At 72.6% G+C, this 16818-nt stretch carries 16 protein-coding genes; 9 read left to right on the top strand and 7 right to left on the bottom strand.

The window, feature by feature from the left end:
* Nucleotides 1-118 precede the first annotated feature (118 nt).
* Together ACF1A5_RS02785 and ACF1A5_RS02780 are read left to right on the top strand one after the other, a co-directional pair.
* Entirely contained in the window at nt 119-1405 is a 1287-nt protein-coding gene (locus tag ACF1A5_RS02785) for a serpin family protein (protein WP_392191000.1), read from the top strand.
* Nucleotides 1406-1526: 121 nt separating this feature from the next.
* Nucleotides 1527-2633, top strand: a complete 1107-nt coding sequence (locus ACF1A5_RS02780) for a pyridoxal-phosphate dependent enzyme (protein ID WP_392190999.1) — start codon at nt 1527-1529, stop codon at nt 2631-2633.
* Between the two features lie 85 nt (nt 2634-2718).
* Here the strand turns inward: ACF1A5_RS02780 and ACF1A5_RS02775 are convergent, their stop codons facing one another.
* Nucleotides 2719-3159, bottom strand: coding sequence for a MarR family winged helix-turn-helix transcriptional regulator (locus tag ACF1A5_RS02775; RefSeq protein ID WP_392190998.1), 441 nt, complete (start codon nt 3157-3159; stop codon nt 2719-2721).
* Nucleotides 3160-3286: 127 nt separating this feature from the next.
* On the opposite strand from ACF1A5_RS02775, the gene ACF1A5_RS02770 reads away from it, so the two are divergent.
* Nucleotides 3287-4276, top strand: a complete 990-nt coding sequence (locus tag ACF1A5_RS02770; RefSeq protein ID WP_392190997.1) for an SMP-30/gluconolactonase/LRE family protein — start codon at nt 3287-3289, stop codon at nt 4274-4276.
* A 74-nt stretch (nt 4277-4350) separates the two neighbouring features.
* On the opposite strand, the gene ychF is transcribed toward ACF1A5_RS02770, so the two are convergent.
* Nucleotides 4351-5439 (bottom strand): redox-regulated ATPase YchF, encoded by a 1089-nt coding sequence (ychF, locus tag ACF1A5_RS02765; RefSeq protein ID WP_392190996.1) that lies wholly within the window; start codon nt 5437-5439, stop codon nt 4351-4353.
* Nucleotides 5440-5642: 203 nt separating this feature from the next.
* Between ychF and ACF1A5_RS02760 the strand changes: the two genes are divergently transcribed.
* Nucleotides 5643-6209 (top strand): DUF6542 domain-containing protein, encoded by a 567-nt coding sequence (locus tag ACF1A5_RS02760; RefSeq protein ID WP_392190995.1) that lies wholly within the window; start codon nt 5643-5645, stop codon nt 6207-6209.
* A 19-nt stretch (nt 6210-6228) separates the two neighbouring features.
* Here ACF1A5_RS02760 and ppgK read toward each other — a convergent pair whose 3' ends face one another.
* Together ppgK and ACF1A5_RS02750 are read right to left on the bottom strand one after the other, a co-directional pair.
* Nucleotides 6229-6975, bottom strand: coding sequence for a polyphosphate--glucose phosphotransferase (gene ppgK / locus ACF1A5_RS02755; protein ID WP_392190994.1), 747 nt, complete (start codon nt 6973-6975; stop codon nt 6229-6231).
* Nucleotides 6976-7045: 70 nt separating this feature from the next.
* Nucleotides 7046-8062 carry a 4-hydroxy-3-methylbut-2-enyl diphosphate reductase gene (locus ACF1A5_RS02750; RefSeq protein ID WP_392190993.1) on the bottom strand — a complete coding sequence of 339 codons (1017 nt, stop codon included), beginning with the start codon at nt 8060-8062 and terminating at the stop codon, nt 7046-7048.
* A 142-nt stretch (nt 8063-8204) separates the two neighbouring features.
* Here ACF1A5_RS02750 and xseA point away from each other — a divergent pair, with 142 nt between their 5' ends.
* A complete protein-coding gene (xseA, locus tag ACF1A5_RS02745; protein WP_392190992.1) occupies nt 8205-9452 on the top strand; it encodes an exodeoxyribonuclease VII large subunit in 1248 nt (415 codons plus the stop codon).
* A 9-nt stretch (nt 9453-9461) separates the two neighbouring features.
* Complete coding sequence (locus tag ACF1A5_RS02740) at nt 9462-9713, top strand: exodeoxyribonuclease VII small subunit (protein WP_392190991.1); 252 nt, start codon at nt 9462-9464, stop codon at nt 9711-9713.
* 98 nt (nt 9714-9811) lie between these two features.
* Here ACF1A5_RS02740 and ACF1A5_RS02735 read toward each other — a convergent pair whose 3' ends face one another.
* On the bottom strand, nt 9812-10336 hold the full coding sequence (locus ACF1A5_RS02735; protein WP_392190990.1) for a DUF4245 domain-containing protein: 525 nt from the start codon (nt 10334-10336) through the stop codon (nt 9812-9814).
* A gap of 127 nt (nt 10337-10463) precedes the next feature.
* Between ACF1A5_RS02735 and glpX the strand changes: the two genes are divergently transcribed.
* Nucleotides 10464-11498, top strand: a complete 1035-nt coding sequence (gene glpX, locus ACF1A5_RS02730) for a class II fructose-bisphosphatase (protein WP_356191858.1) — start codon at nt 10464-10466, stop codon at nt 11496-11498.
* A 430-nt stretch (nt 11499-11928) separates the two neighbouring features.
* On the opposite strand, the gene ACF1A5_RS02725 is transcribed toward glpX, so the two are convergent.
* Together ACF1A5_RS02725 and ACF1A5_RS02720 are read right to left on the bottom strand one after the other, a co-directional pair.
* Entirely contained in the window at nt 11929-12306 is a 378-nt protein-coding gene (locus tag ACF1A5_RS02725) for a WhiB family transcriptional regulator (protein ID WP_392190989.1), read from the bottom strand.
* Between the two features lie 174 nt (nt 12307-12480).
* Nucleotides 12481-13161: a DUF1707 domain-containing protein gene (locus tag ACF1A5_RS02720; RefSeq protein ID WP_392190988.1), complete on the bottom strand. Its 681-nt coding sequence runs from the start codon at nt 13159-13161 to the stop codon at nt 12481-12483.
* A 165-nt stretch (nt 13162-13326) separates the two neighbouring features.
* Here ACF1A5_RS02720 and ACF1A5_RS02715 point away from each other — a divergent pair, with 165 nt between their 5' ends.
* Nucleotides 13327-14997, top strand: a complete 1671-nt coding sequence (locus ACF1A5_RS02715; RefSeq protein ID WP_392190987.1) for a fumarate hydratase — start codon at nt 13327-13329, stop codon at nt 14995-14997.
* A 319-nt stretch (nt 14998-15316) separates the two neighbouring features.
* Nucleotides 15317-16726, top strand: a complete 1410-nt coding sequence (locus tag ACF1A5_RS02710) for a class II fumarate hydratase (RefSeq protein ID WP_392190986.1) — start codon at nt 15317-15319, stop codon at nt 16724-16726.
* Nucleotides 16727-16818: the final 92 nt, after the last annotated feature.

Genomic DNA, 16818 nt, shown 5'->3' with positions numbered 1-16818 from the left:
GGCACCGCGTTTCGGTCGGGGAACTGGGGCACGAACTGCGCGCATCGTAGTGCCCCGGGACGGCGCCGACGATAGCCTTCACCTGCGGTGATCCGAAGCAGCGGACATTGGGGGCGGGATGGGAACGGCCGACGGCACGGCCCGGGGGACGGACGGCACGGCCCAGGCGGCGGGTGGCGGAGTGCGCGCCCTGGACGATGCGGGGCGCGCCGTGGGCGGTGCGGTGCGCGCCGTGGGCGAGCTGACGGTCCGCTGGGCGCACGGCGCCACGGAGGGTACGGCCTTCTCGGCGCTCGGCGTCTGGCCGCTGCTGGCGTTCCTCGCGGACGGCGCGGCGGGCGCCGCCCGGACCGAACTCGCGCAGGCCCTCGGCACACCCGCGGAGGAAGCGGCTGCCAGGGCACGGGAGTTGCTCGTCCTGGCGGACGGTGTGAGCGGACTGGACGCCGCCCTCGGGCTGTGGACGAAGCGCACCCTGGAACTGCGGCCGGAATGGCGCGCGGGCCTGCCGACCCAGGCGCACGGCGTGCTCACCGGCGACCCGGACGACGACAGGGACGCCCTGGACGCGTGGGCGCGGCGGCTGAGCGGCGGGCTGGTCGACCGGATGCCGGTCACGCTGACCCCGGACACCCAGATGGTCCTGGCGAGCGCGCTGGCCCTGCGCACCGACTGGCAGCATCCCTTCTCCGAGGTCCCGGTGCGGCCCGATGCCGGGCCATGGCGGGACCGCACCCTGGCCGGCCTGCACCGCAGGAGCCCCCGGGTCGAGCGGGTGGGCGTGGCGGACACGCCCGCCGGGCCCGTCACCCGCCTCGTGGTGACCGGCGACAACGGCATCGACGTCCATCTGCTGCTCGGCGAGGAGCGCATGACGCGCGGTCAGGTTCTGGAGGCGGGCGTCGGGCTGCTGGGCGGCGCGCACCGGCTCGTCCTCGGCACCGGGCTGCCGCACGGGAACCCCGGTCCCGGGCTGCGCGTCGAGGAGGAGCACTGCACCGCGCCGCAGCCGCCCGTGCTGGACGTCAGGACGGTCGGGTTCGAGGTGCGGGCGGACCACGATCTGCTGGACCTGGACCGACTGTTCGGCCTGAGCACGGCCAAGGACACCGGGCGCGGCCACTTCCCCGGCGTGAGCGCCTTCCCGCTGGCCGTCGGCTCGGCCGGGCAGTCCGTCGTGGCCCGGTTCGGCCCGCTCGGGTTCCGGGCCGCCGCGGTGACGGCCGTCGCTGCCGCCGCCGGGGGCATCCCCCAGTTCCGGCACACCACCACGGTCGTCCGGGCGGTCTTCGACCGGCCCTTCGGCTTCCTCGCCGTGAACCGCGGGACGGGGCTGGTCCTGGTGGCCGGCTGGGTCACGGACCCGGCTCCGTACCCGGACAGGTCGCCCTTCGGCCCGAGGTGACGGCCCCCGACGTGACGGCCGTCCCTGCCCTGCGCGCGAACGCACACGACCGGCGGCGGCCCGGGGCAGCCCCCGGCCCGCAATGACCGGTGAACCGGTGGTGCCGCTCTAACCTGCGCTCATGACACCTTTGCCGGACCGTTACTGCCCGACCGACGGCATCCGCATCCCGAGCGACTCCCTCGCCTGGTGCTGTCCCTCCTGCCACGGCCCCCTCGAACTCGACTTCGTCCCCACCCCGGCCCCGCTGAAGTCCCTGACCGGACGGGTGAACTCACTGTGGCGGTACGCGGAGACCCTGCCGCTGGCCTCGCCCACGGTGTCCCTCGGCGAGGGCCGCACCCCGCTCGTGCCGCTCACCGACGGCGTCTCGGCCAAGCTGGACTACCTGATGCCGACGCTGTCGTTCAAGGACCGCGGCGCGGTGCTGCTGGCCGAACTGGCGCTGCGCACCGGGCCGCGCCGGGTGGTCGCGGACAGCAGCGGCAACGCGGGCACCGCGATCGCCGCGTACTGCGCCCGGGGGCGGCTGCCGTGCACGGTGTACGTCCCGCTGGGCACCTCCGCGAAGAAGCTGGAGCAGATCGGGGCCCACGGGGCGCGGCTGGAGGTGGTCGACGGCGACCGCGAGGCGGCGGGTGCGGCCGCGCGGGCCGCGGCCGACGAGCCGGACACCTTCTACGCCTCGCACGTCTACAACCCGTACTTCCTGCACGGCACCAAGACCTACGTCCACGAACTGTGGGAGGACCTCGGCGGGCGCCTGCCCGAGGTCCTCGTACTGCCGGTGGGCAACGGCACGCTGCTGCTGGGCGCGGCCCTAGCGGTCGCCGAGCTGTACGGCGCCGGGCTGCTGGACCGCCGACCGGCGCTGTGGGCGGTGCAGTCGGCGGCGGTCGCCCCGCTGGCGAAGGCCTGGGAGGAGGGCGCGGAGGAACTGCCGGGGACGACGGTGGTGGCGCCGACGTACGCCGAGGGCATCGCCATCCCCCGGCCGCCCCGGGCACGCCAGATCCTGCGCGCGGTACGGGACTCGGGCGGCACCTTCCTGACCGTCACCGAGGACCGGATCCGCCACGCCCAGCTCGACCTCGCCTCCCGCGGTCTCTACGTGGAGTCCACGGGCGTGGTCTGCTGGGCGGCGGTCCGCGAGGGAGCCCTCGGCGCCAAGTCGGCGGTGGTACCGCTGTGCGGGGCGGGCCTGAAGTCGGGCCTGGCGCGCGCGTAGCGGGGGCCCTTCACGGCGCACGGCCACCGCCCGGCCCAGGGGGCGCCTTCACCGTTGAGTCGCCCCGCCTCAGAGCCGCCCCGCCTCAGGAGCGCTCCTTCTCCAGCAGACCCACGCAGCGTCCCAGCAGACGGGTCAGCGTCTCGCGCTCCCCGTCCGTGAATTCGGCGGCGAGCGCGCGTTCCACCCGCACCGCGCGCGCGTCGGCGTCGGCCATCACGACGCGGCCCTCGTCCGTGAGGCGGGTCTCGAGGACGTTCCGGTGCCATTCGTGCGGGGTGCGCTCGATCAGGGCGCGGTCCTGGAGGTTCTTCAGGACCGTGTTCATGGTCGGCGGGGTGACCCCGCACAGCCGCGCAAGGGCCGCGGCGGAGATGCCCGGATTGTCCGAGAGGTGGAGCAGCGCCGCATACTGCGCGACAGTCAGGCCCGCCGGCCTGAGAACCGCGGTCTTCGTGGCGTTGAGGGCCTGCTCGGCCCGCTTGATGTGCGAGCCGAGGCGCTCGGACGCGGGCATGGACGTCATCTCCGCATGATATCGGCCTCCCTTCGATGAGCCCTCACCTGACCATTAATTCATTGACGAGCATTAGAGCTCTAATTTATGTTCGTATGCATCAGTCAGTGAGTAGCCGAACCGAGAGGCACCTGTCGTGTCCCGTTCGATCCACCGCCGTACCTTCCTGACCAGCGTGGCCACCCTGGCCGTCGCGACGGCCGTCCCCGCCGCGCGGGCGGCCGAGGCGTCCCGCGTCACCACCGCCTTCACGCTCCCCGGGGACCGCGTGTACCCCGAGGGGATCGCCCTCGACCCGCGCACCGGCGACGCCTACGTCGGTTCGTATGCCACCGGCGCCGTCCTCCGGGCCGCGCCCGGCCGACGTACGGCCGAGGTCTTCCTCCCGGCGGGCACGGACGGCCGCCACACCGCCAACGGTCTGAAGGTCGACGCAGCCGCCCGGCTCTGGGTGATCGACTCCACCGTCGGGGTCGATGTCTACGACCTGCGCGACCGCGCCCTGCTCGCCCGCTTCCGGGTGCCGGACGACGCGCCCCGCTTCGTCAACGACCTGGCCATCGCCCCCGACGGCACCGCCTACCTCACCGACAGCACCCGCGCGGTGGTCTACGCGGTCACGCCTGCCGACCTGGCCCGCGCCCGCGCCCGCAGCGGAAGCGCGCCGCTGACGGCACGGTTCGACCTGGGCGCGGTGAGAGACCCGCGGGCGCCGGAGGCGTTCACCCTCAACGGCATCGTCGCCGACCCGGCGGGCCGTTACCTGCTCGTCGTCGACATGACCGGCGGCGGTCTGTACCGGATCGGTTTGACCAGCGGCGTCGTGCGCCGGGTCGCCCTGCACGGGGGCGACCTGAAGCACGGCGACGGACTGGAGTTGGCGCACGGCACGCTGTGGGCCGCCCACAACGCCGTCGACACCGTCAGCCGCTGGCGGCTCGGCCCGGACGCCACCACGGCCCGGCGGGAGCGGCAGGTCACCGACCCCGCGCTGCAGATCCCGACCACGCTGGCCCGCCGGCACGGCCGCCTGCTGGTCGTCCGCTCCCAGTTCGACAAGGGCGGCCCGATGGGGCCGGGCACCCCCGGGGCGCCGTTCACCGTGGCCTGGCTGACCGGCATCTGACGGGTACACGGGGACGAGAGGAAGCGCAAGCGAAGGGGCCGGGCTCACCAGAGCCCGGCCCCTCGGAAGAGCGGTCACACGTTGAAGCGGAACTCCACCACGTCCCCGTCCTTCATCACGTAGTCCTTGCCCTCCATCCGCGCCTTGCCCTTGGCGCGGGCCTCGGCGACCGAGCCGGTCGCGACGAGGTCGTCGAAGGAGATGACCTCCGCCTTGATGAAGCCCTTCTGGAAGTCGGTGTGGATGACCCCCGCGGCCTCGGGGGCGGTGGCGCCCTTCTTGATGGTCCAGGCGCGGGACTCCTTGGGGCCGGCCGTCAGGTAGGTCTGCAGGCCGAGAGTGTCGAAGCCGACGCGGGCGAGGGTGGCGAGGCCCGGCTCGTCCTGGCCGACGGACTGGAGCAGTTCCAGCGCCTCCTCCTCGTCCAGCTCGGCGAGGTCCGCCTCCAGCTTGGCGTTGAGGAAGATCGCCTCGGCGGGGGCGACCAGGGTGCGCTGTGCGTTCTTGAAGTCCTCGTCGACCAGTTCCTCCTCGTCGACGTTGAAGACGTAGAGGAAGGGCTTGGTGGTCAGCAGGTGCAGGTCGTGGAGGAGCTCGGCGCGCTCGCTGCCCTGGACGAGGCCGTGCGCGAAGAGCGTGTCGCCCTTCTCCAGGATCTCCTTGGCCTCCTCGACGGCCTTCACCTTCGGCGCCACGTCCTTCTTGATCCGCGACTCCTTCTGCAGGCGCGGCAGGACCTTCTCGATGGTCTGCAGGTCGGCGAGGATCAGCTCGGTGTTGATCGTCTCGATGTCGTTCGTGGGCGAGACCTCGCCGTCGACATGCACGACGTTCTCGTCCTTGAAGGCGCGGATGACCTGGCAGATGGCGTCGGACTCGCGGATGTGGGCGAGGAACTTGTTGCCCAGGCCCTCGCCCTCGCTGGCGCCGCGCACGATGCCGGCGATGTCGACGAAGTCGACGGTGGCCGGGAGGATCCGCTCCGACTTGAAGATCGAGGCGAGCTTGGCGAGCCGGCCGTCCGGAACGCCCACGACTCCGACGTTCGGCTCGATCGTGGCGAACGGGTAGTTGGCCGCGAGCACGTCGTTCTTGGTCAGGGCGTTGAACAGGGTCGACTTGCCGACGTTCGGCAGACCGACGATTCCGATCGTGAGCGACACGTTGCGACTTCCCGTACGTGAGGATGAGGACTGAAGGGGGTGTGGGCTGCGCGCCCGGGTCCTTCTGGGTGGTGCGCGGGCCGATCCACCAGTCTACGGCGTGCCGGGACCCGCTCCGGCGGCGGATCGAACGCATGGCCAAGCCTGGCCCGACGGCGTGTCTGATGGGCTAATCGACACATAAGCAGACCTAGGTTGGTCCAATGGAGCACCACAGGATGCGACCTCAGCAGCACGGACCGCGACGCGGCAGGCCCCCGCTGCCCTCGCAGGGGGCCCAGGGGCACAGGGAACAGGCGGCAGGCGGCCGTCCCGCTCGGCCGGGACCGCGGGCGTCGCCACGCCCCGGAGCGCGGCCCCCGGGCGCGGCCCCCCTGCGGCGTCTGCCCGAGCCGCGGCTGACCGGGCTCGGCGGGGGGCTGTTCTGCGTGACGGTCATGGTGGCCCTGGGCTGGCTGGTCCGGCTGATCCTCGGCGGCTCGCTGACGGCGTACGGCGTGCTGTTCCTGCCGGTGTGCGTGCTGACGGCGGCGTGGGTGCGCAGGGGGGACCTGCTGACCTCGCCCGTCGTGGTGCCGATCGGTTTCGCGGTGGGCCTCCTGCCGGTGGCCGAGGGCGACGGCCTGGGCGGAAGGATCATGGGGCTGGTCACCGCGCTCGCCACCCAGGCGGGCTGGCTCTACGGGGGCACACTGATCGCCGGAGTGATCGCCCTGGTCCGCAGAGTCGCCCTCGTACGCGCCCGCCGCCGCGCCCACGTCCCGCTCTAGCCGGCGGCTGCGGCTCCGCTCAGCTCTCCTTGGCCGCCCGCATCGCCGCGCCGACGATCCCCGCGTCGTTCTGCAGCTGCGCGGGGACGATCTCCGCCCTGATGCCCTCGATCAGGTGGAGGAACTTCTGCGACTTGCGGCTGACACCGCCGCCGATGATGAACAGCTCGGGGGAGAACAGCATCTCGACGTGGGCCAGGTACTTCGTCACCCGGCGCGCCCAGTGCTCCCACGTCAGGCCGTGGTCCTCCTTGGCCTTGCTGGAGGCGCGCTTCTCCGCCTCGTGCCCGCCCAGCTCCAGGTGGCCCAGCTCGGTGTTGGGGACGAGGACCCCGTCGGCGAAGACCGCGCTGCCGATCCCGGTGCCGAAGGTCAGCAGGACGACCGTGCCCCGGCGGCCCCGTCCGGCGCCGAAGTTCATCTCCGCCACGCCCGCCGCGTCCGCGTCGTTGACCACCGTCACCGGCAGGCCGCCCAGCCGCTCACCGAACAGGGCGCGCGCGTCGGTGTCCACCCAGCTCTTGTCGACGTTGGCCGCCGTACGGACCGTGGCGCCCCCGGTGACCACACCGGGGAACGTCAGTCCGACCGGTCCCGTCCAGCCGAAGTGGTCGACGACCTCCTTGACCCCGTCGGCCACCCCGTCGGGCGTCGCCGGGTGGGGGGTGAGCACCTTGAAGCGCTCCTGGGCCAGGTCACCCTTGTCGAGGTCCACCGGGGCGCCCTTGATCCCGGATCCACCGATGTCCACGCCGAAGATCTGCATGGCTCCACGTTACGACGTACGACTGAACGTCACGCCTGGGCCCGGTCGCTCCCGCCCCGGCGGCGCGGGCTCAGGCCCCGGCCGTACCGGACCCGCCGCGCTCCGCGACCAGGGCCGTCGCCTCGTCGCGCAGGTCCCGGCGCAGCTCCTTGGGCAGCGAGAAGGTGATGGACTCCTCGGCCGCCTTGACGATCTCCACGTCCCCGAAGCCGCGCTGCCCGAGCCACTCGAGCACCTGCTCGACCAGCACGTCCGGCACCGACGCGCCCGAGGTCACACCGACCGTCGACACGCCCTCCAGCCAGGCCTCTTCGATCTCGTCCGCGAAGTCCACGAGGTACGCCTGCCGGGAGCCCGCGAGCTTGGCGACCTCGACCAGCCGCTTGGAGTTGGAGGAGTTGCGGGAGCCGACCACGATCACCAGCTCCGCCTGCGCGCCCATCTGCTTGACGGCGAGCTGGCGGTTCTGCGTGGCGTAGCAGATGTCGTCGCTGGGCGGGGAGATGAGCTGCGGGAACTTCTCCTTCAGCGCGTCCACCGTCTCCATGGTCTCGTCGACCGAGAGCGTGGTCTGCGACAGCCAGACGACCTTGGAGGGGTCGCGCACCTCGACGTCCGCGACGTCCCCGGGGCCGTCGACGAGCTGGATGTGCTCGGGGGCCTCGCCGGTGGTGCCGATGACCTCCTCGTGGCCCTCGTGCCCGATCAGGAGGATGTCGTAGTCCTCCTTGGCGAAGCGGACGGCCTCCTTGTGGACCTTGGTCACCAGCGGGCAGGTCGCGTCGATGGTGGCGAGCCGGCCGCGCTCGGCCTCCTCGTGGACGACGGGGGCCACGCCGTGCGCCGAGAACATCACGATGTTGCCCGGCGGCACCTCCTCCGTCCGCTCGACGAAGACGGCACCCTTCTTCTCCAGGGTCTGCACGACGTACTTGTTGTGGACGATCTCGTGGCGGACGTAGATCGGAGCTCCGTACTGCTCCAGGGCTTTCTCGACGGCGATCACGGCGCGGTCCACACCGGCGCAGTAGCCACGGGGGGCGGCGAGCAGGACACGGCGGCCAGGCGAAGCAGTCATGCCACCCATCGTAAGGCCGGGTACGGGGGCCGAAGATCGCCCGCCCCCGTCGACACCCCCGCCCCGATCACCGCCCGCGCCGGACGCGTGGCCCGGGCGCGGCGGCCCGGGCGCGGCGGCGCTGTCGGTGGCGGCGGCTACCCTCGCGGTCATGGCTGTCTCCACGTCCCCCGAAGCCCCCATGCCCGTCGGCGAGGTCTCGCGGCTGATCGGCGGCTGGATCGACCGGCTCGGCGCCGTGTGGGTGGAGGGCCAGATCACCCAGCTGTCGCGGCGGCCGGGCGCGGGTGTGGTGTTCCTGACGCTGCGCGACCCCTCGTACGACATCTCGGTCAGCGTCACCTGCTACCGCCAGGTGTTCGACGCGGTCGCCGACGTCGTCGGGGAGGGCGCCCGCGTCGTGGTGCTCGCCAAGCCGGAGTGGTACGCCCCGCGCGGGCAGCTGTCGCTGCGCGCCGCCCAGATAAGGCCGGTCGGGGTCGGCGAGCTGCTGGCCCGGCTGGAGCAACTGAAGAAGACCCTCGCCGGGGAGGGGCTGTTCGAGCCGGATCGGAAGCGGGCGCTGCCGTTCCTGCCCCAGCTTGTCGGGCTGGTGTGCGGCCGGGCCTCCGCCGCGGAGCGGGACGTGCTGGAGAACGCCCGGCACCGCTGGCCCGCCGTCCGCTTCGAGGTGCGCAATGTCGCCGTGCAGGGCGTGCACGCCGTCCCGCAGGTCCTGCAGGCCGTGAAGGAGCTCGACGCGCTCCCCGAGGTGGACGTGATCATCGTCGCGCGCGGCGGCGGCAGCGTGGAGGACCTGCTGCCGTTCTCCGACGAACAGCTGATCCGCGCCGTCGCCGCCTGCCGTACGCCGGTGGTGTCCGCGATCGGCCACGAGCCGGACACCCCGCTGCTCGACTACGTCGCCGACCTGCGCGCCTCCACGCCGACCGACGCCGCAAAGAAGGTCGTACCGGACGTCGGCGAGGAGGCCGAGCGGGTACGGCAGTTGCGCGACCGGGCCCGCCGCTGCGTGCGGGCGTACGTGGAGCGGGAGGAGCGGGGCCTGGCCCACGCGCTGTCCCGGCCGTGCATGGAGGATCCGCACCGCATGATCGACGAGCGGGCGGACCACGTGGCGTCGCTGGCGGACCGCGGCCGGCGCACCCTGCGGCACCTGCTGGACCGCGCCGACTCCGAGCTGGCGCACACGCACGCGCGCGTGGTGGCCCTCTCCCCCGCCGCGACCCTCGCCCGCGGGTACGCCGTGCTGCAGAAGTCCGACGGCCACGTGGTCCGCGACCCGGCCGAGGTGGCACCGGACGAGACCCTGCGCGCGCGGGTCGCCGAGGGGGAGTTCTCCGTACGGGTCGATCGAGCCGACGTCGATCGGCCCGATGCCGATCGAGCCGATGCATAGGGTGGGCGCATGACCAGCAACGTGAACGGGACGGCCCCGGCGGGCGAGGCGCTCGGCTACGAGCAGGCGCGGGACGAACTGATCGAGGTCGTCCGGCGTCTGGAGGCGGGCGGGACCAGCCTGGAGGAGTCCCTCGCGCTGTGGGAGCGGGGCGAGGAGCTGTCCAAGGTGTGCCGGCGCTGGCTGGAGGGGGCGCGGGCGCGGCTGGACGCGGCACTGGCCGAGGAGGCGGACGGCGAGGAGCGCGGCCACGCGGAGTAGGGCCGCGCGCGGCGACGCGGAGTCGGCCCTCGGGCGCACCCCGCGCCCCGGCCGTCCACGTGCGGGGCGTCCGGCCCGGGCCCGCCGGCCCCGTGCGGTCACGCCGTCTTCAGTGCCTGGGCCATCGTGGTCAGCTGGGCGAAGGACGCCGTGCCGGTCACCACCGTCGTCGAGCCCTTGGTGCCCTCCAGCACGAGCGCGTCGTAGCGGCCGCCGGTGTACCGGGTCCAGGTGCGGCCGCCGATCCGCTGCGTCGTCCTGGACGCGTGCCCGCCCTGGCTGGCCTCCTGGAGGAACACCGAGCGCTTCTGAGTGGACTGCTCGACCGCCACGTACTCCCCGTGGGGATCCTGGAAACCCAGGTGCCAGGCGTCGTTCTCGTCGCCCTGGAAACGGACGGAGGTCGCCCTCCAGCCGCCGGGCAGGCCCTCGGGCGCGGCCACCGGGTAGGACGCGGCGCGGCGGGCCGTGAGCAGCTCGACGCGGTAGTCGACCCTCTTGACGTCGGGAGCGTGGTCGTCGTGCGGGACGAAGACGTAGATAACCGCCGCCGCGATCCCGATGAGGCCCAGGGAGAGGATCATGTCCCGGACCGTCTTCTGCTTGCCGTTCGAACCTGCCACGCGCCCTATCGTCGCAGGTGTCCGGCCCGCTCATCCGTGGGGTCCCCTGCTCATTTTGTCTGCTCGGCGATAGAGTCGGGCCTTGGACCCTCATCCGGCCGTCGTCGTATCAGAAAGGTGCGCTCCGATGACCGAGCATCATCACTTGCCGTCCGAGCTGGACGTTCCCTCCGAAGCCCCCGACCGCAACCTCGCCCTGGAGCTCGTCCGGGTGACCGAAGCCGCGGCGATGGCCGCGGGCCGCTGGGTCGGTCGCGGCGACAAGAACGGCGCCGACGGTGCCGCGGTGCGCGCCATGCGGACCCTCGTCTCCACCGTCTCGATGAACGGCGTGGTCGTCATCGGCGAGGGAGAGAAGGACGAGGCCCCGATGCTCTTCAACGGGGAGCGCGTGGGCGACGGCACCGGCGCCGAGGTGGACATCGCGGTCGACCCGATCGACGGCACCACGCTCACCGCCAAGGGCATGCCGAACGCGATCGCGGTCCTCGCCGCCGCCGAGCGCGGCGCGATGTTCGACCCCTCCGCCGTGTTCTACATGGACAAGCTGGTCACCGGCCCGGAAGCGGCCGACTTCGTCGACATCGACGCGCCGGTGTCCGTGAACATCAAGCGCGTCGCCAAGGCCAAGCGCTCCACGCCCGAGGACGTGACGGTCGTCATCCTGGACCGGCCGCGGCACGAGGGCATCATCCAGGAGATCCGGGAGGCCGGCGCGCGGATCAAGCTGATCTCCGACGGCGACGTCGCCGGCTCGATCTACGCGCTGCGCGAAGGTACCGGCGTCGACCTGCTGCTCGGCATCGGCGGCACGCCCGAGGGCATCATCTCGGCCTGCGCCGTGAAGTGCCTGGGCGGCACGATCCAGGGCAAGCTGTGGCCCAAGGACGACGAGGAGCGGCAGCGGGCGATCGACGCCGGGCACGACCTCGACAAGGTGCTGACCACGGACGACCTGGTCTCCGGCGAGAACGTCTTCTTCGTCGCCACCGGCATCACGGACGGCGAACTGCTGCGCGGGGTGCGCTACCGCTCGGAGACCGCGACGACCGACTCGATCGTCATGCGCTCCAGGTCGGGCACGGTCCGCCGGATCGACTCCGAGCACCGGCTGAGGAAGCTGCGCGCGTACAGCGCGATCGACTTCGACCGCGCCAAGTAGACGGCGCGGACGGCCCGTTCCCGTGCGGGACGGTCCGCCGGCGGCCGTACGGCGATGGGGTGCCCCCGGTGCGGAGGGGGCGCCCCATACGCGTGTCCGGCGACGGGTGCCCGGCCCGCCTGCCGTGCCGCGGCCCGCCCGGCCGGCGAGTCCGGCCGCCGCGGTGCGAGGCGCCGGGCGGATCCGGCCGGCCACCACCGCACGGCCCGCCGGCCGGCCCCCGCCGGTCCACATGTCCGCTTGCGGCACGACGTGACCCGGCGACCGGCTCCGGCCCGCCCGCCGTGCGGCCTGTTCCTCGGGGCCCGTCCCCCGGCGGCTCACGCCGCGGGCAGGCCCCAGGACCTCTCCGCCGGATCTCGCCGGCCGCGGGGTCCGGTGCCGAGGAAGACACCGTCGCCCGGAGCCGGCCCGATCCGGGAGAAAGGCCCTAACCGGCCGCCGCTATACGGCCCGTCGCGCGGGCCGTCTTCTTCAGTTCCACCTCGCGACGGCGGCGCCGGGCCAGGACGACGCGGCGCTCGGCGGCGGTGAGACCGCCCCAGACGCCATAGGGCTCGGGCTGCAGCAGGGCGTGCTCGCGGCACTCCACCATCACGGGACAGCGGGCGCAGACCCGCTTGGCCGCCTCCTCGCGGGACAGACGGGCGGCCGTTGGCTCCTTGGACGGAGCGAAGAACAGGCCCGCCTCGTCGCGTCGGCACACCGCCTCGGTGTGCCACGGTGCGTCCTGATCCCTGTCTCGCGCCGGGCCCCGCTGGGCCGGTACGGCGGCTACCTGCAGGGACGAATGCGGCGGTTGCGGCACGGTCTTCTCCTGACGACGGCTTCGCGAGCGAGAGACGATGCAGCAAGGCCTACCCGCTGTGCGCGCGCCTATGCACTGAGTTCCCAACCGCTGGATCCGGCGGCTGCGCGCCGGCACCGGCGGCGCCCGGCGCGGGCCGTCCGCGCCGGGCGCCGCCGGCCGGATTCACAACCGTCAATGCCCCAGATGCCTGCGCAAACGCCGGTCGACCCTGTGGTGCACGCGGTCGAGGATGTCCGCGACGGTCCTGCCCCGCCTGGGCCGCGCCTCCACATTGCCGAGGACCGCCCAGCCGTCGACGTAGACCACCGGGGCGTCCGGCTCGGCCGAGTCCAGCGTGTCCACCTCGAAGTTGCCGAGGACACCGCCGCCGGTGCCGCGCAGCGACACGTTCTCCGGGACGTGGACCTCGACGTTGCCGAAGACGGAGACCGCCTTGATGACGACGTGCTGGTACTCGAAGATCGCCTGGCTGAGGTCGATCTCGACACTGCCGAAGATCGCGTAGGCGTGCAGCCGGCGCCCCGCGCGCCAGCGGCCCTTGCGCATGGCCTGGCTGAAGACAGCCACCACGTTCTCGTCGGCCTCCGGCGGGACGGCGCCGGCGGCCGGGCGGTTCGGCGCCGGGGCCGGGCGGGCCTGGTGGGCGGCGGGCAGATCCCGGACGAAGAGCTCCAGCTCGCCGACGGTCTTGGCGTTCAGCACCCCCTCGACGCGCTCGGCGTGTTCGTCCGCGGTCAGCCGGCCCTCGGCCAGGGCCTCGCGCAGGATGTCGGCGATGCGGTCACGGTCGGCGTCCGAGGCGCGCATCTCGGCCACGGCCGCACGCGGTTCGGTCTGCTTCTGAAGGTCCACGGCAGCAGCGTACCCAAACGCGATAGATCGCGACTAGGGGTCGGAGTGGCCGCGCGTGTCGGACTGAGCCCTACCTCACAGGTTCCGGGCCGACGGCAGGTTCTAGGCTGGTGAGGCCTGTCGGCGCCGGCAGGCCGCAGTCTGTCGAGTGAGGAATGGGCGAAGATGCCTGAGTTCGCGTACACCGATCTGCTCCCCCAGGGAGAGGACACCACCCCGTACCGGCTGGTCACCTCCGAGGGCGTCTCCACCGTGGAGGGTCCGGAGGGTCGTACGTTCCTCACGGTGGAGCCGGAGGCGCTGCGCAAGCTCGCCGAAGAGGCGATCCACGACATCCAGCACTACCTGCGCCCGGCCCACCTGGCCCAGCTGCGCCGCATCATCGACGACCCCGAGGCGAGCGCGAACGACAAGTTCGTCGCGCTGGACCTGCTGAAGAACGCGAACATCGCGGCGGCCGGGGTGCTGCCGATGTGCCAGGACACGGGCACGGCGATCGTCATGGGCAAGCGCGGCCAGAACGTGCTGACCGAGGGCGGCGACGAGGAGGCCCTCTCCCGCGGCATCTACGACGCCTACACGAAGCTGAACCTGCGCTACTCGCAGATGGCCCCGCTGACGATGTGGGACGAGAAGAACACCGGCTCCAACCTGCCCGCGCAGATCGAGCTGTACGCCACCGACGGCGGCGCGTACAAGTTCCTGTTCATGGCCAAGGGCGGCGGCAGCGCCAACAAGTCCTTCCTCTACCAGGAGACGAAGGCCGTCCTGAACGAGGCCTCCATGATGAAGTTCCTGGAGGAGAAGATCCGCTCGCTGGGCACGGCCGCCTGCCCGCCGTACCACCTGGCGATCGTCGTCGGCGGCACGAGCGCCGAGTACGCGCTGAAGACGGCGAAGTACGCCTCGGCCCACTACCTGGACAACCTGCCCGCCGAGGGCTCGCCGCTCGGCCACGGCTTCCGGGACAAGGAGCTGGAGGAGAAGGTCTTCGAGCTGACGCAGCGGATCGGCATCGGCGCGCAGTTCGGCGGCAAGTACTTCTGCCACGACGTGCGCGTGGTGCGCCTGCCGCGGCACGGCGCCTCCTGCCCGGTCGCCATCGCGGTCTCCTGTTCGGCGGACCGCCAGGCGGTCGCGAAGATCACGGCGGAGGGCGTCTTCCTGGAGCAGCTGGAGACGGACCCGGCGCGCTTCCTGCCGGAGACCACCGACGAGCACCTGGACGAGTCCTCCGACGTGGTCCGGATCGACCTCAACCAGCCGATGGACACGATCCTCGCCGAGCTGACCAAGTACCCGGTCAAGACCCGCCTGTCGCTCACCGGCCCGCTGGTGGTGGCCCGCGACATCGCCCACGCCAAGATCAAGGAGCGGCTGGACGCGGGCGAGGAGATGCCGCAGTACCTGAAGGACCACCCGGTGTACTACGCGGGCCCGGCGAAGACGCCCGAGGGCTACGCGTCCGGCTCCTTCGGCCCGACGACGGCCGGCCGGATGGACTCCTACGTCGAGCAGTTCCAGGCGGCGGGCGGCTCCAAGGTGATGCTGGCCAAGGGCAACCGCAGCAAGCAGGTCACCGACGCGTGCGCCGCGCACGGCGGCTTCTACCTGGGCTCCATCGGCGGCCCGGCGGCCCGCCTCGCCCAGGACTGCATCAAGAAGGTCGAGGTCCTCGAGTACGAGGAGCTCGGCATGGAGGCGGTCTGGAGGATCGAGGTCGAGGACTTCCCGGCGTTCGTCGTGGTCGACGACAAGGGCAACGACTTCTTCCAGAACCCGGCCCCCCAGCCGACGTTCACCTCGATCCCGGTCCGCGGCCCGGGCCTGGCGTAGGGCGCGCGGTACGCGGCCCCGGCCCCCCGGCCGGGCCGCGTATCCGTCCGGGGCGCCCGCGGGACGGCGCGGCCCCCGGCCCGCGGGCGCGGCCGTCAGCCGCGCGGGGCGCAGCGCTCGACGGTGACGGCGTCGACGGCCGGCCCCCAGGGGCCGGCCGAGGTGCCGGCGAACGTCCGACTGCGAAGTGGTACAAAATGGCGAGAAGCCACCGAAAGAGGGACATGCGGGTCGCGGTGCGGAGTCTTGCGCACGAGATGCCGGTGAGAGGGAATACGGCAGGCCTCGACCCGCGCTGAGGATCCTCGGAGGTACGACGATGACATCCACGCCCGGTACCGGCGACGGCGGCCACCGCGTCGAACGCGACTCCATGGGCGAGATGAGGGTCCCCGCCGACGCGAAGTGGCGGGCGCAGACGCAGCGCGCCGTCGAGAACTTCCCCGTCTCCGGACAGCGCATCGAACGCGCGCACATCGAGGCCCTCGCCCGGATCAAGGGCGCCGCGGCGAAGGTCAACGCCCGGCTGGGCGTGCTGGAGGCGGACGTCGCCGAGGCGATCCAGGAGGCGGCCGCCGAGGTCGCCGAGGGCCGCTGGGACGACCACTTCCCCGTCGACGTGTTCCAGACCGGGTCCGGGACCTCGTCCAACATGAACGCCAACGAGGTGATCGCCACCCTCGCGAGCGAGCGGCTCGGGCGGGAGGTGCACCCCAACGACGACGTCAACGCGTCGCAGTCGTCGAACGACGTCTTCCCGTCGTCGATCCACGTCGCCGCCACCGCCGCGGTCACCCGGGACCTCGTCCCGGCCCTGGAGCACCTCGCGCACGCCCTGGAGGGCAAGGCGGAGGAGTTCGCCGACGTCGTGAAGGCCGGGCGCACTCATCTGATGGACGCCACGCCCGTGACGCTGGGCCAGGAGTTCGGCGGGTACGCCGCCCAGGTGCGGTACGGCGTCGAGCGGCTGACCGCCTCCCTGCCCCGGCTCGCCGAACTGCCCCTGGGCGGCACCGCCGTCGGCACCGGCATCAACACCCCGCCCGGCTTCTCGGCCGCCGTCATCGAGGAGGTCGCCCGCGTCACCGGGCTGCCGCTCACCGAGGCGCGCGACCACTTCGAGGCGCAGGGCGCCCGGGACGGGATCGTCGAGACCAGCGGGCAGTTGCGGACCGTCGCGGTGGGACTGACGAAGATCGCCAACGATCTGCGGTGGATGGCGTCCGGACCGCGCACCGGACTCTTCGAGATCTCCCTGCCCGACCTCCAGCCCGGATCCTCGATCATGCCCGGGAAGGTGAACCCGGTCGTCCCCGAGGCCGTGCTGATGGTCTGCGCCCAGGTGATCGGCAACGACGTCACCGTCACCACGGCCGGCGCCTCGGGGAACTTCGAGCTCAACGTGATGCTGCCCGTCATCGCCAAGAACGTCCTGGAGTCGATCCGGCTGCTCGCCCGGGTCTCCCGGCTGCTCGCCGACCGGACCGTCGCCGGGATCACCGCCCACCGGGACCGGGCCCGCGAGTACGCCGAGTCCTCGCCCTCGGTCGTCACGCCGCTCAACCGGTACATCGGCTACGAGGAGGCCGCCAAGGTCGCCAAGAGGGCGCTGGCCGAGCAGCGGACCATCCGTCAGGTGGTGCTGGAGAGCGGGTACGTCGACCGTGGCGACCTGACCGTCGAGCAGCTCGACGAGGCCCTGGACGTCCTGCGGATGACGCGTCCGTGACCTGGACCCGGGCGATTGGAGGGCGGACCCTGCGGCCCGCCCCCGGGCCGTGAACCGTGACGCGCGCCGCAGCGTCGTCTGTGGGGGACACC

Source organism: Streptomyces sp. NPDC014864, assembly GCF_043081525.1.
Taxonomy (GTDB): domain Bacteria; phylum Actinomycetota; class Actinomycetes; order Streptomycetales; family Streptomycetaceae; genus Streptomyces.
The sequence above is the reverse complement of the archived record's forward strand: the minus strand, read 5'-3'. Positions and strand labels throughout refer to the sequence as shown.